A 14,075-nucleotide genomic window follows, 5' to 3' on the forward strand; every position below is an offset into this window, starting at 1 on the left:
TTCCGAAACAAAGGTACCGTACGTAGCACCGACAGGAGGGGTGTAAATCCGTCATTCTACGGGGCGATTGCGACAGGCTGGCTTGCCGCAGCTTTCAGCCTGAATAAAGGTTATGGGTAGGTTTTGGACGGAGATTCTTTTAAAAACATTACTTCATCCGTTTACTTTACCGTCCCTAAGCAACCCATTGAATGATTACCCTACGTACCTTCTTCCTGCTTTCGTTTTGTTTGATGATCGGCCGGGTTCAGGCGGCCAAAGTAGATACTGTCGATACGTACAGCGCGTCGATGAAGAAAACCATTAAGGCGGTGGTGGTTACGCCCGATTCGTACACCGGCGACCGCGAGTTTCCGGTCGTGTACCTGCTGCACGGTTACAGCGGCAACTACGCTGACTGGGTAAAGAAAGCCCCCGCGCTGGGCAAGACCGTCGATGCGAACAATGTCATTGTCGTCTGTCCGGACGGCAACTTTGGAAGCTGGTACTTTGATAGCCCTGTCGATCCGTCGTTCCGCTACGAAACCTACGTAGCCAGCGAGTTGGTGGCCTGGGTGGATAGCCATTATCGGACAATCAAAAGTCGGCAGGGACGCGCCATTACGGGCCTGAGCATGGGCGGTCACGGGGCTTTGTACCTGGCATTCCGCCATCAGGACGTGTTTGGAGCCGCGGGCAGCATGAGTGGCGGAGTCGACATCCGGCCGTTTCCCAACAACTGGGACATCGCCAAACGCCTGGGTACCTACGCCCAGCAGCCCGAACGCTGGGAGCAGAACACGGTCATTAACCTGCTGCACCTGCTGACACCCGGATCACTGACCCTGCTAATCGACTGCGGCACCGACGATTTCTTCTTCCGGGTCAACAACAACCTGCACGAGAAAATGCTGGAACGGAACATTGCCCACGACTACATTGCCCGGCCCGGTGCCCATAACTGGGCCTACTGGAATAACGCCGTTACGTACCAGTTGCTGTTCATGCGGCAGTTTTTTGACAAACAAAAACCGGGGTGAAGTACGTTGTATAACGTATGAATCTATTGAGGGTATTTGATATAGTCACCCCGCTTCGGATTGTCGCGCTGATGGGCGTGATCATGATCCTGTACGGATTTGTCGATATGGACCGCCAGAACAACGTCCTTCAGTTCATGTTCGGTATTCCCATTGCGGCCGGGGCGCTGGGCGTGCATTACGTGATTCGGCGGGCCACCCACCGCAATCCGTTGTCGATCTGGATCATTGAGTCCGTGCTGGTTGGGTGGGGCATCTATGTCTTTTTGCGATCCTGACAACGAAACGCAGGCACCTTCATCAAAACGCTTATTACTATGGTTAACGTCGTATTGATCACTCGTTGGCTACTGATGGCAGCAGGACTGTTCGGCGGTCAGCAGACCGATGGATGGATGGGGAAATGGTCGGGGGAGCACCGGGAGGGCGTGACGTACACCATCAGCGTCCGGGACAAGTACAGAGGCCTGAATGTATGCGAGGTTCACGCGGAGGGGATTCAGACGCATTACACGCTGGAGTGCGTCGCAACCGGCGATCCGTCGACGCTGAAGGTATACTTTCGCTCGGTTACGGATGGGGCCTTCTACGCCAAAGACCGGGTTAAGATCAACGAACCCCTGTTCGTACTGAAACGCAGCAATAGCCGGGTGACCTGGCAATGGCAGCAGATTTTCGACGGAGGAATCGTCGTGCAGAAGACGAAGTAGCTCTTCCCGGAGCCGTTGCGTTTCCTGGGTTGCGGTTAGATTGGCGGCCGACGATGCTTTTCCCGTAGACCTGACCCAGTGGGCTGTAAAGCACGAAGCCCTCTACGTTGTAACTGAGTCGGCGGCTACCATTCCTGATGAAAAAGATACTCTTACTGGTGCTGGTTCTCCTTTGTGCCCTGACGCGGGGGCAGGCCAAACCGTTTCCGAAAGGTACGAAGCGGGTGTTGTTTCTGGGCAACAGCATTACGTATGCCGGTACGTACGTGGCCGTTGTCGAAGCCTATCTGTTGACCCACTACCCGAAACAGCACTACGAATTTATCAACGTCGGACTGCCCAGCGAAACCGTATCGGGGCTGAGTGAGCCCAACCATGCCGACGGGCGCTTTCCCCGGCCCGATCTGCACGAACGGCTCAGCCGGGTGCTGGCCCAGACGAAGCCCGACGTCGTGTTTGCCTGCTACGGCATGAACGACGGCATCAGTATGCCCCTGGCCGAAGAACGATTCAGGCCCTACCGGGAAGGGATGAAGTGGCTGCACACCGAACTGGAGAAAGCGGGTGCCAAACGAATCATTTTCCTGACGCCCCCGGTTCACGACCATCCGAAGCTGGGAACACAGGGGTACAACCGGACGCTGGATGCCTATTCGACCTGGTTGCTGGCGCAGCGCGATTCGCTCCGGTGGGAGGTGGCCGATATTCATTTCCCGATGACCCGCTACCTGGAAGAAAAGCGGCAGACCGACTCGACGTTTAAGCTGGCCCGCGACGGTGTACATCCCGGCGAGCTGGGCCACTGGCTGATGGCCAAACCGGTCCTGTTGTACCTGGGTGAGAACGTCGAGTCGGCCCAGTCGGTAGCAGAAGCGCTGGCAGATCGGCCACAAGGCGAAGCCATTTTTACGTTAGTGGCCCGGCGCCAGAACGTCATGAAAAACGCCTGGCTCAGGGCTACGGGCCACAAGCGCCCCGAGATGGCACCCGGCGTGCCGATGGCCGAAGCCCGGCAGACGTACGATGAGATTGAAGGGCAGATCCGGGCGTTATTGAAGCAGAGGAAGACACCGTAAATCAATTCGAGATGCAGTATCTTCCTCCTGTCAATGAAACTAACGGGCATGAGGCTGGTTCAGGGTTTCCAGAGACGAATAACTTTTTGCTGATCGGTAGTACTGGCTCGCAGTAACAGTAAACCGGCCGGCAGGTGACCTACCTCCATAACTTGTCGCTGCTTGCCTGGCTGACCCGACAAGCTTCGTGTTTCCAGAACACGACCCTGTATAGTAACCAGACTTAGTTGCAACGGTTGTCCATTTCCCCCGCTGATATCTACCGTCAGCGTCTTCCCGATGATCGGATTCTGCTGTACCTGAAGCTGCAAGTCGTCGGACACTTCCAACGCTAAATCGGCAGCCTCCCGGCTTCCCACCGGACAGTAGGTACAAGGGACGTACTTGTAAAGTTCAACCCCGTGGTCGCTTTCAAGAGCCGCGAAAAATACTCGGTTGCCTGATGCCACAAAAGGCGTGGTGCCCACCGACGGCCCGTAGGGATTCAGATCTTTCAACAGGTGGGTGCCCTGGGTGGTACCGTCTGAAATCCAGGGTTCCGGTCCGCCCATACCGGGACTGCCCGGACCTTTGAAGAACAGTTTTCCATTGACGGCATCCAGGCCAGATGCGTATATTTCCTTCACAACAACCGTATTGGCCGTTGTTCCGTCGGTTTTCCACAGGCAAAACGTATTAGGTGCGTTCTGGCCGCTAAAAAAAAGGGTATTGCCCACTGTTGTAAGTTGGAAAACCCGATCGTCGCCAAACGGATTCGTGTTTTTTAAGCGCTGGGTACCGAGTGACGTACCATCAGAAAACCAAAGCTCGTCGCTGTTTCCGCTCTCCATCACAAAAAAGAGTTTATTCATAAAGGGTATGGTTTCGTGCACTCCTCCGGGAAGCGTCTGCACGTGGGTTGCTGAACCAGGGCTGCCGTTTGTTTTATAGAGCCGGTTCCTAAATTTATCGGCTGAGTCGATGTACTGGTAGAAAAAGTAAAGCAGTCCACCAACCACCGTCAAATGCTGTGGGGGCACTGCCTGAATAACGCCAGCAATCGTCAAGGCAGAAAGCGAGTGAATCTGGTAGGTACCGGCCGCTGTTCCGTCGGACCGCCAAACCCCTGGACCACTTGCATCCTGAGCCGCGAAATAGAGCACACCGTTCATGATCGTTGGGCTAACCAACGGGGAACTGACACAATCGCCGGCTGGGTTGATGTCTTTCACGAGGTACGTACCCGCCGACGTACCATTGGACCGCCACAGTTCGCGGCCATTGGTTCCATTATCGGCAAAGAAGTAAAGGACGTTGTTCATTAGTACAGGGATACTGAGATCGGAACTGCCTGACGGGTTTATGTCCTTAACGAGTTCCGTGCCGGCGGCTGTGCCGTTGGATTTCCATAACTCCCGGCCTACACTCCCATCATCGGCTGAAAAAAACAGGGTTCCCGAGTAATTGATAAGGCTTTGAGGACTTGAACTGCCGTTTAGATTGATGTTTTTAACCTGCACTGTACCGGCTTCGGTTCCGTCAGATTTCCACAGCTCTCGTCCATTTACCCCGTTTTCGGCTGTGAAATAAAGAACGCCGTTCAGATCGGTCAACCAACTGGGGCCACTCGTGCTATAAACGGGATTAATGTCTTTCACCCGGGCGATATAGAATGACGTTGGTTCAGCCGGGCCAATCTGCGCCCAAAGCGAAAGCGGGTGCAGAATGAAACCCACCAGCGATAGTATTGGTATAAATCCTTTCATATATGATAGTCAGTAGTTATATGGTAAATCTACTGACTATCAATAGGCTATCTTGAAAGTTTTGAGTTAGCGGCTTATGAATAAAGTGGCTTGCTACCCTGCCAGTCTGAGAAAAGGAGCGGCTTACTGGCACCGTGTAGTAATCCGATTATCGACTGTTTTACTCCATACCCTCGTCTTACGCGTTGCATACGTAACAAGCGCCGACTATGCACAATTGAGGTCGGCTTTTGCGCAATACGACCATCCTATTTTCCGGTGCATTGAGCGTAGGGTAGTAAACCGGGCGTCGGGCAACTTATTTCGCCCGCTCACAACGCTCAATACGATGAAACGTTTATTTGTGTTCCTGATGCTGGTCACCGGATCGTCCTGCCAGCCCGATAAGATTAATGCTACCTGCTACGTTTGCGACGTGTATACCACCACGCAGGCGTCGCACCAGACAAAGGAGTTTTGTAATAAAGCCGAGATGGACCAGTACGTGCAGAATGTAAAAGCGCAGCCAGAAACCACTCTAGTTTCCTGCCGCAATAAATAGCGGTAACTTTGTCCGTGTAACTGCTGACCCAACTAACGCCGGGTTACCTGCTTAAACTGTGAAAACCACCCCAGGCAGAACCATAAGACCTGTCTGAGGTGGTTTTCACAATCCTTTGTGCTGGCTACTTGGTATCGGCCGCCACCTTGCCCGCTTGCTGCACGACCAGACCTTCGTCCGGTTTCCACTTGTCATATTCCATGTAGCGGGCGGTTTGGGTGGCAACGGCCAGCCCTTTCAGTTTGGCCACTACGTGCAGCGCCCCATCAATACCGGCCGATACCCCCGCTGTGGTGATAACCTGACCATTATCGACAAAGCGTGTATCGCGCAGAATCCGGGCTTTGGGCGTTGCCCGTTGCAGCGGTTCGATGTAGGAGTGAAACGTAGTCGCCTGCTTCCCATCCAGCAGGCCCGCTTTAGCAAGCAGTCCGGCTCCCGTACAGACGGACAGCATCACCTCGGCCCGTTCGGAGCTGCGTTTGATCCAGTCAATAAGCGGCTTATTGTTGATAAAAGGACCGGTCTTGCCGCCGGGCAGCACCACAATGTCCGGCTGTGGGCAATCGGTCAGGTCATACGTCGGCACGATTTTAACGAATCCCTGGCTGATGATCGGGTCTTTGGTGAGCGATACCGTATAGACCTGGAACCCCTCCGTAGCGGCAAAGACCTCGCTGGGACCCGCAAAATCCAGAATCTCGACGCCATCGTGAATGAAAATGGCTACGTTCCGCTTCCTGGTTTGTTGCTGATTACGCGCCAGTGAGTCCATCAGGGCAACGCTACGTTCGACAAGGGGCATGCCGCAATGCTGACAAACACCGGGCTTGTCGTGCCGTTCCAGATCGCAGGCACTGCCGCAGGGCTCGCAGTAGTACGCCAGCAAAGGGTCTTTCTTTACTACTGATTGCGCCGGAAGAGGGCTACACGTAGCGATCAGCCAACCGGCAACGAGCAGGAGAAAACGGTAACGGAGGATCAGGTTCATGAGCTTATGCATTACGTTGAAACAAAGAGGTTGAGAGTGTTTTGGAGTCGTCTTTCTGCCAGATACGGCGGAGCTGGCGGGCATCCTGAAAGCCGCACTTCTCGGCGATGGCTTCCATGGTCATGCCGGGATTGTGCCGGAGGGTTCGGGCCAGTTCCAGCCGGAGCAGGGTGGTATACGTATGAATGGAAATGCCGGTTTCTTTGCGAAAGGTGCGCGTGAGGTTGCGGGTGCTCATACCGGCCACCTCGGCCAGTTCGTCTAACGTAGCCCTGGTTTTCAGGTTGGCGATCAGCCAGTCCTGCACCTGGTGAACGGCCACGTTCATGTGGTTGCGGTAATCGAGGTACACGCTTTTCTGCGAATGCTCGGGACCGCGCCGTAGATACACAACCAGTTCGCGGGCTATTTTCGAGGCAAACAACGAGCCTTGCTGCTCTTCCAGAATCGCCAGGGCCAGGTCGATACCGGCCGTTATACCCGCGCTGGTGTAGATGCCGCCATCGTTCACGAACAGGCGGTCGGGCTGGGTAACGATTCGCGGGTACGTTGTTTGCAGTTCATCCAGGCGTTTCCAGTGGGTGGTACATTTCCGGCCATCGAGCAACCCGGCCTGGGCGAGTATAAATGCGCCCGTACAGACCGAGCAAATCGTAACGCCCTGGCGGTGCTGCTCTCGAAGCCAGGCCAGAAAATCGTGTTCCGCCCTGAACTCCGCCGACCGGATGTAGGCCATGTCCATTCCCGGTACGAAGATCAGATCGCCGGGTTGGGGTTGTACGTCCGTAAACGGCAGCACCGGCCCCATCGCCAGTCCCGCTGAGCTAACCACCTGATTCTGAAATGAGCAGTAGCGTAGCTGATAGGGCGAACCGTACTCAGCAGCTTCGTAAAACACCTGAACCGGTCCCGTCAGGTCCAGTACGTGTACATGGGGTGGTACAACAAAGATGACTTGCTGAGTAGGCGACATAGCTTGGCTGAGTCAGGCAGTAAAAGTAGCCGATGCTCAGCTTCCCTGCGAGCCAAAGAGCGGACATTTTGGGCCAGGAGTTAACTGATGGCTATTACTGTAGAGCTTATTATTCGATAGAAAGCTTAGTCATCAAACCGATCAGGATAGCCATACCATAACTCAGTAATGTTCCGACTAGTACGTACTCCGACTGCTTAGCCGCTTTCTCGCCTTCCCGAAACCGAAGCAGCGATTTGGCTGCGATCAGAAATCCGATAGCCTCATACTGGCTTAGCAGGACAAATGAGAAAATAAGCACCCGCTCGGCAATGCCAATCCATTTACCAGCATCATCGAGGGTGTCGGATGCTGATGGATTAAGCGGATCAATTAGTTGACGTTGCCACTTACTGGTAGCCATACCCACGATGAAACCAACTGGTGTTGTACAGATCAAATAGCCACTCAGAACCGCCACAACACGCTGTTCAGTCAGGCTGGTGCCAACTAATCTACCCATGTTATCCCAGTTGTTCGTTAGCCACAGCCAGGTGAGCAGCAGTATTGAAAGGTGAGCCGCCTGATCAATCAGAAACGGGCGCAACGGCTGCGGACCACTATATCTCAATTTCAGGTAATCAATCAGTCCATGTGTTATTCCGACAAACGCAATGATCCAAACGCTTTGCCAGGCACCGACGAGTATGTATGCCAAAGCACCTGCGATCAGGCTATGCCAATACAAGTATTTTGATCGCAGTAGCTTTTGCTGTTTGTGAAGAACCCAAGAGGTTGGCTGCAATACAAAATCGGTAAGCAGATGGGATAGTAAAAGCCGAAAGAAAATAGCATTCTCCGCGTTGGAAAAAAACTGCGTCATGTGATGTTACGGTGTGACTAATTCCTGGTACCGGGCTAATAGCCGTTCAACGGCTACCCAGGAAGCTGCTTTGGCCCGTTGATTGATGGCCGGCTGCTTCACCTTAAGTAGTTCGGCGATACGAACCTCAGTATGGTTCTGCAATTTGTAGTAAACGACTTCCGCTTGCAGGGCGGTCCATTTACCAATAATACCTTCCAGTAGAACCAACGCCGTATTCACTTCATCATCGAGTGTTGGCTGCTGGCTTTTGATAGCGATCTGGTTAGGCTCTTTCTTAAGGGTGTCGAGTAAACGACCGGAAAAGCGAAATGCTTCGCCATTAGACTCAGCCAGGGTGGCAGTGACGCTGTCTACAGACCCAATGCCGATGGCAATCCGAGCATCAGAAGCAATGAGTCGATCATCAATACTGACCTGGCTTTGTAAGTAGGTACGAATGATCAGGGCAATCCGCAAGGCTTGTTGGGGTATATCGAGCAAACTCTGAAAGCTGTCGCCCCGGTAGATTTCGAAAGTTACCTTCAGCTTGAGGTCATTTTCGCTTCCCTCCTGATCTTTGTCAAATAGACTGGTTAAAGACCTTAGCAGAGTTTCACGCTCCGCTACGTTGAGTTTAGACGAGTTCACGATGTCGCCCGTTAAGACTGCGTATTGTGCGTTACTAACTACTGTTGACATACAATATAAGGCTATAAGCTTATAATGGGCAATTATAAGCATACAAGCTTATAATACGAACTAGCCAGTCGTTTTTCTTTGCAATACTAAAGTTAGATTAGTATAATGTAGTATTGAGGTCTGCTGTACTACTTCCGACCTATTCTTACTCCCTCACCCGCCAAACTCCCCGTAAAAAACGGCAGCATCTTTTGCTCGATGCGCTCGGCGATGCGGTTGATGTGGTCGCCGTCGTATTCTTCGTAGGTGTGCGGAATCTGGTAGTTGGTCAGCATGCCGTCCAGCACTTTGATGTTGGCCGCTATGCTTACGTCTTTCGACCCCGCGTCGAAGGCCAGCGCCCGTAGTTGCCGGATGTTCGATACGTACTGGTCCAGCGTAGCCAGGGGGGCGTTGGCGGTCCATTTCGCCGTAACCATCGGCTGCGGCTGGCCGTCTTTCACCGGCAAATCCAGATAAAAGGGGGCCTGGCTGGGGTTTGGCGACCACGATGCCGCCGATGCAAACATGGCTTTGGTGAAGAAATCGGCTTTTTCCAGTTCCCCCTGCGTCTTGATACCTTCCAGTCTGGTCGCCATCTCGGGACTGCCGGGGCCGTTCGTGCCCGGTATCAGGCAGCAGGGGCTGAGCAGGTACAGACTGGAAAAAATCTCGGGATGCTTCTGCCCAATACGTATCGTGCCGTAGCCACCCATCGAATGCCCGGCCAGTCCGCGGCTGGCGGCTTGCGGAATGGTGCGGTAGTTCTTGTCGATGTAGGCCACCAGTTCCTTCGCTACGTAATCTTCCCAGTTGCCGATTGTTACCGAGTTGGAGTACATGCTCCCGAAGTAGCGGTTGTAGGCGTTGGGCGTCACGATGATAAACTCCTTCGTTTTGCCCTCGGCCAGCGCCTTGTCTACCACGGCGGGCAGGCTGATCCAGTGTTTCGTCAGGCCGTACCACTTATCGTCGCTGTCCGTAAAACCGTGCAGGAAGTAGATGACCGGGTAGCGCCGTTTCTTGTCGGTCTTGTAGCTCGGTGGCAGGTAGATCGATACGTCCCGATCCGGCGAGTCGCCCGCCAGATTGCCTTCCAGCCCTTTGCCGTGGACCTTGATCCGTTCGACGGTGCCGGTCCGGGCGGGTGTGTTCTGGCCGTATCCGGGCGTGATCAACGTACTGAGCAGAGCCCCAACAAGGAGCAGGAGCGTAACGGCTTTACGGGCCGGGAGCAAGGAGTGGGAGAGAGCAGAGCAACGCATGGCCATAGAAGTTGAGTACGGGCCATTTCTACTTTTGCCCGACAATCGTCTACATCCCCTCGGGCCGTGCGCCTGCACAACAATCAACCCCGTAATAAGTTATGGTTAGTATACCTTTCCGCGTAAAAATAAGAGTATTAGGTCTTTTACCTTCATACACTTTATTCTCAACACGTACCTGATGGAAGACAACCAAACCCCTCAACTGACCGACGACGAAAAGAAGCTGTTTGAGGACCTGATGCCCGAAGACCTCGACGAAATCCTGGATACGGGGGTAAACAGACGCCATTTCCTGAAACTGATGACTTTGGCCGGTGGCGGACTGCTGGCAGCACACTCGGCCGTGGCGGAACAGGTCTTCACCCGACCGCTCAGCGTACCGTCGGCCCCGGAACCCGCGTCGGCGGCCATCGAAAACGGCGTGAACGTATCGTTCAAGGTCAACGGCGCGGCCCGAAAACTGACGGTTGATTCGCGGATGACGCTGCTGGACACCCTCCGCGAAAAACTTGAACTGACCGGTTCCAAGAAAGGCTGCGACCAGGGTCAGTGCGGGGCCTGTACGGTGCTGGTCGACGGGCGACGGGTCCTGTCCTGCCTGACCCTGGCGGCTACCTGCGAGGGCCGGAGCGTACAGACGATTGAAGGACTGGCGCAGAGCCAGAACGGGTCGGCGGTGCGGCTGCACCCCATGCAGGCGGCTTTCCTGAAGCACGACGGCTTCCAGTGCGGGTTCTGCACACCGGGGCAAATCTGCTCGGCGGTGGCCCTGCTGGAGGAAGCCAGAAACGGACACGCCAGCTACGTTACCGAGAACGTTCGGCAAACGGCGGGACCGGTTCAACTGTCGAACGAGGAGATTCGGGAGCGCATGTCGGGGAATCTGTGCCGATGTGGTGCGTATCCAAATATTGTGGCGGCTATTCAGGAAGTCCACAGCGGCAAACCCGTCGAGCAAACCTGGCAGTTTGTCGGCTAACCCTTCACAACACCCATGAGACCCTTTCGATTCACTAACGCTAAAGACGCGTCCTCGGCCGTGCAGGGCCTGACGAGCAACCCCAATGCCCGGTTTCTGGCCGGGGGAACCAACCTGCTCGATCTGATGAAGGAGGATGTTGAGCGGCCGGACGAGCTGATCGACATCACCCGGCTACCGCTTACCCAGATTAAAGCCATTACGTCCGGCCCCAACCAGGGCGGCCTTTCGATCGGTGGTCTGGGCCGGAACGCCGATGCGGCCAATCACCCACTGGTCCGGCAGAACTACCCGCTGCTGACGCAGGCGATTCTGGCCGGCGCGTCGGGGCAGATTCGCAACATGGCGACCAACGGCGGCAACCTGCTGCAACGAACCCGCTGCCCGTATTTTTACGAGGTGTCGATGCCCTGCAATAAGCGCGAGCCGGACGGCCAGTCAGCCCGTAGTGGTTGTGGTGCCCTGGAAGGCATCAACCGGATGCACGCGATCTTCGGCTGGTCGGACAAGTGCGTGGCCGTTTATCCCTCCGATATGGCCATAGCCCTGGCTGCCCTCGAGGCTACCGTGAGGGTCAGGAAGGCCGATGGGCAGGAACGTAGCATTGCGTTTGCTGATTTCCACCGTCTCCCCGGCGATACACCCGAGAAAGACACCAACCTGAACCACGGCGAACTGATCACGGCCATTGAGCTGCCCAAAAACCGGTTCGCCGACCATTCTTACTACCTGAAAGTACGCGACCGGTCATCGTACGCCTTTGCGCTGGTGTCGGTGGCGGCTGCGCTGGAGGTGAAGGAGAATCGGATCGTTCAGGCCCGGATCGCCATGGGCGGGGTGGCCCACAAACCCTGGCGGGCGCTGAAAGCCGAGCAACTGCTTGTCGGGAAAGAAGCCACCGAAGCGAATTTCAGACAGGCGGCCGAGGCCGAAATGGCCGATGCCCGGCCCCTGGCGCACAACAAATTCAAGGTTGAACTGGGTAACCGGAGCATTGTCCGGGCGTTGCAGATGGCCTTCAACGGTGGTAAAGCCTGATCGTTAGCTAACTATCCCATGAACGATAACAACAAGGTAACCGGCACACCCGTGAGCCGCATCGACGGTATTCTGAAGGTGACGGGCAAAGCAGATTATTCGACCGACCATCCGGTTAAGAACGTCGCGTACGGCATTCTGTTCAAAAGCACCATTGCCGCCGGAACGATCAAGGACATCGACACCGCCGACGCTGAAAAAGCGCCCGGTGTGCTGGCCGTCATCACCCACAAGAACGCGCCGAAGCTGAACGTAAGAGGTGGTCTTCGCGGAGGAGCGATGCTGCAAAGTCCGGCCGTTGATTTTTTCGGGCAGCACATTGGTATCATCGTCGCCGAGTCGTTTGAGCAGGCCCGCCATGCGTCGCGGCTGATTAAGGTAACGTACGATGAGGCACCGGCTAAGGTCGATTTCGACAAACTGGCCAACGACGCGGTACGACCAAAAGACAAGGAAGACGAAAAACGGGGCGACGCGAAAGCGGCACTCAGCACGGCCGAGTATAAAATCGAGGAGGTCTACGCTACGCCGATTGAGCACCACCACCCGCTGGAACCCCATGCCACCATTGCCGAATGGAACGGGGATAAGCTGACGTTGTATAACAGTTCCCAGATCGTCAACGGAGCTCAGCAGGCAACGGCGGCAACGCTCAACATCAAACCGGAAAATGTCCGGATCGTTTCGCCGTACATCGGGGGCGGTTTCGGCTCCAAAGGGGGGCAGTGGGCCAACCTGGTGCTGACCGCCGTGGCTGCCAGGATGGTGAACCGCCCGGTCAAGCTGGCCCTGACGCGTCAGCAGATGGTCAATTCAGTCGGGCTGCGGCAGCGGAATTTGCAGAAGGTCAGTCTGGCGGCTACCAAAGACGGCAAACTGACCGCCCTGGCGCATGAGATTACGACCCACAGCGCCATCAAAGACGAGTTTGTGGAACCGTGTGGCGACTGCTCGAAGCTCATGTACGATACGCCCAACTCGCTCATTACGTACCGGGTGGTGCCGATGAACCTGATCCTGCCGACCTACACGCGTGGCCCGGGGAAGTCAACCGGCAGCTTTGCGCTCGAATCGGCCATGGACGAGCTGGCGTACAAACTGAAGATGGACCCAATCGAGTTTCGGATCAAAAACGAACCCGAGCGCGATCCGTCGAACGGTAAACCCTGGTCGTCGCGGGCAACGGTACAATGCCTGCGGGAAGGGGCCAAAGCGTTTGGTTGGGAGAAGCGGAAGCCGGAGCCCCGCCAGCAGCGGGAAGGCGACTACCTGATTGGCTACGGCGTAGCCTGCGGTACGTATCCGGTGCACCAACGGCCGAGTTCAGCCCTGGTGAAGCTGAAGCGGGAAGGCAGCAACGTAACGGCAACGATTGAACTGGCCGCTGCCGACCTGGGGACGGGCACGTACACGATACTGGCCCAGACGGCCGCCGATGCGCTGGATCTTCCCATTGGCAACGTAACCGTCCGGATCGGGGATTCCACCTTGCCCCCGGCCGCGGGGTCGGTGGGGTCGGTCGGTGCAATCAGTTACGCCAACGTAGTGAATGATGCCTGCATCAAGATCACGGATGAGTTGATTGCGCGATCGGGGAAACAGTATTTCGCCCGGCCGACCGCGTCGCAGGTGATGATTGCCGAACGGATTGATACGTTCCAGGCCCGGGCGGATTCCAAAGCACCGGAGGGAGCGGACGAGTATTCATCGCACAGCTTCAACGCGAATTTTGCCGAGGTACGGGTCAACGCGTCGACGGGGATGGTAAGGGTGTCCCGCTTTCTGGCCGTGACGGGGGCAGGCAACATTCTGAACCCAAAAACGGCCCGGTCGCAGATCATCGGTGGCAATGTGTGGGGCATCGGCATGGCCCTGACGGAAGAGTCGGTGGTGGACCCGCGCTGGGGTAATTTCGTGACGCGTTCACTGGGCGATTATCACGTACCGGCCAACCTCGACATTGGCAACATGGAGGTCATCTTCGTTCGGGAAAACGACACTATCTCCAACAAAATGGGCGTGAAGGGCATCGGCGAAGTGGGCATTGTGGGGGTAGCTGCGGCCGTCGCCAACGCCGTCTTCAACGCCACCGGCAAACGCGTCCGCGAACTGCCCATAACGCCTGATAAGCTGCTGTAACGTAGTAACTACCGTGAATTATAGAAAAACAGTGAGTCGTACGGACCGGTTTCTGTCATCCCTCCTGGCATCGG

The 14,075-nt window shown here is 55.6% G+C and carries 14 protein-coding genes; 8 read left to right on the forward strand and 6 right to left on the reverse strand.

Annotation, left to right across the window (positions count from 1 at the left end):
- Nucleotides 1-191 precede the first annotated feature (191 nt).
- The 4 genes from BN8_RS10015 to BN8_RS10030 all read left to right on the forward strand — a co-directional run bounded on the left by BN8_RS10015 (nucleotide 192) and on the right by BN8_RS10030 (nucleotide 2,805).
- A complete protein-coding gene (locus BN8_RS10015; RefSeq protein WP_009281736.1) occupies nucleotides 192-1,019 on the forward strand; it encodes an alpha/beta hydrolase in 828 nt (275 codons plus the stop codon).
- A 17-nt stretch (nucleotides 1,020-1,036) separates the two neighbouring features.
- Nucleotides 1,037-1,297: a hypothetical protein gene (locus BN8_RS10020; protein ID WP_009281737.1), complete on the forward strand. Its 261-nt coding sequence runs from the start codon at nucleotides 1,037-1,039 to the stop codon at nucleotides 1,295-1,297.
- A 39-nt stretch (nucleotides 1,298-1,336) separates the two neighbouring features.
- Complete coding sequence (locus BN8_RS10025; RefSeq protein ID WP_009281738.1) at nucleotides 1,337-1,729, forward strand: DUF5991 domain-containing protein; 393 nt, start codon at nucleotides 1,337-1,339, stop codon at nucleotides 1,727-1,729.
- A 137-nt stretch (nucleotides 1,730-1,866) separates the two neighbouring features.
- Nucleotides 1,867-2,805 (forward strand): SGNH/GDSL hydrolase family protein, encoded by a 939-nt coding sequence (locus BN8_RS10030; RefSeq protein ID WP_009281739.1) that lies wholly within the window; start codon nucleotides 1,867-1,869, stop codon nucleotides 2,803-2,805.
- A 59-nt stretch (nucleotides 2,806-2,864) separates the two neighbouring features.
- On the opposite strand, the gene BN8_RS10035 is transcribed toward BN8_RS10030, so the two are convergent.
- A complete protein-coding gene (locus BN8_RS10035; RefSeq protein WP_009281740.1) occupies nucleotides 2,865-4,550 on the reverse strand; it encodes an ELWxxDGT repeat protein in 1,686 nt (561 codons plus the stop codon).
- A gap of 328 nt (nucleotides 4,551-4,878) precedes the next feature.
- Here BN8_RS10035 and BN8_RS10040 point away from each other — a divergent pair, with 328 nt between their 5' ends.
- The gene (locus BN8_RS10040) at nucleotides 4,879-5,091 is read left to right on the forward strand and encodes a hypothetical protein (RefSeq protein ID WP_040005700.1); all 213 of its coding nucleotides are present in this window, start codon (nucleotides 4,879-4,881) and stop codon (nucleotides 5,089-5,091) included.
- A gap of 124 nt (nucleotides 5,092-5,215) precedes the next feature.
- Here the strand turns inward: BN8_RS10040 and BN8_RS10045 are convergent, their stop codons facing one another.
- The 5 genes from BN8_RS10045 to BN8_RS10065 form a co-directional block, all read right to left on the reverse strand.
- A complete protein-coding gene (locus tag BN8_RS10045) occupies nucleotides 5,216-6,094 on the reverse strand; it encodes a DJ-1/PfpI family protein (protein ID WP_229367881.1) in 879 nt (292 codons plus the stop codon).
- The gene (locus tag BN8_RS10050) at nucleotides 6,087-7,055 is read right to left on the reverse strand and encodes a GlxA family transcriptional regulator (protein ID WP_009281743.1); all 969 of its coding nucleotides are present in this window, start codon (nucleotides 7,053-7,055) and stop codon (nucleotides 6,087-6,089) included. Before BN8_RS10050 ends, BN8_RS10045 begins: the two co-directional genes overlap by 8 nt.
- A 109-nt stretch (nucleotides 7,056-7,164) precedes the next feature.
- A complete protein-coding gene (locus tag BN8_RS10055) occupies nucleotides 7,165-7,917 on the reverse strand; it encodes a DUF3307 domain-containing protein (RefSeq protein ID WP_009281744.1) in 753 nt (250 codons plus the stop codon).
- 6 nt (nucleotides 7,918-7,923) lie between these two features.
- Nucleotides 7,924-8,598, reverse strand: a complete 675-nt coding sequence (locus BN8_RS10060) for a SatD family protein (protein WP_040005701.1) — start codon at nucleotides 8,596-8,598, stop codon at nucleotides 7,924-7,926.
- Between the two features lie 128 nt (nucleotides 8,599-8,726).
- Nucleotides 8,727-9,848, reverse strand: a complete 1,122-nt coding sequence (locus BN8_RS10065; RefSeq protein ID WP_009281746.1) for an alpha/beta hydrolase — start codon at nucleotides 9,846-9,848, stop codon at nucleotides 8,727-8,729.
- Nucleotides 9,849-10,023: 175 nt separating this feature from the next.
- Here BN8_RS10065 and BN8_RS10070 point away from each other — a divergent pair, with 175 nt between their 5' ends.
- From BN8_RS10070 to BN8_RS10080, 3 genes are read left to right on the forward strand one after another with little or no spacing between them, the layout of a single operon-like run.
- Nucleotides 10,024-10,824, forward strand: coding sequence for a 2Fe-2S iron-sulfur cluster-binding protein (locus BN8_RS10070; RefSeq protein ID WP_009281747.1), 801 nt, complete (start codon nucleotides 10,024-10,026; stop codon nucleotides 10,822-10,824).
- 15 nt (nucleotides 10,825-10,839) lie between these two features.
- Entirely contained in the window at nucleotides 10,840-11,862 is a 1,023-nt protein-coding gene (locus BN8_RS10075; protein ID WP_009281748.1) for an FAD binding domain-containing protein, read from the forward strand.
- Between the two features lie 18 nt (nucleotides 11,863-11,880).
- A complete protein-coding gene (locus tag BN8_RS10080; RefSeq protein WP_009281749.1) occupies nucleotides 11,881-14,001 on the forward strand; it encodes a xanthine dehydrogenase family protein molybdopterin-binding subunit in 2,121 nt (706 codons plus the stop codon).
- The last annotated feature ends 74 nt before the right edge of the window (nucleotides 14,002-14,075 follow it).

It is taken from the genome of Fibrisoma limi BUZ 3 (assembly GCF_000296815.2).
GTDB classification, from domain to species: domain Bacteria; phylum Bacteroidota; class Bacteroidia; order Cytophagales; family Spirosomataceae; genus Fibrisoma; species Fibrisoma limi.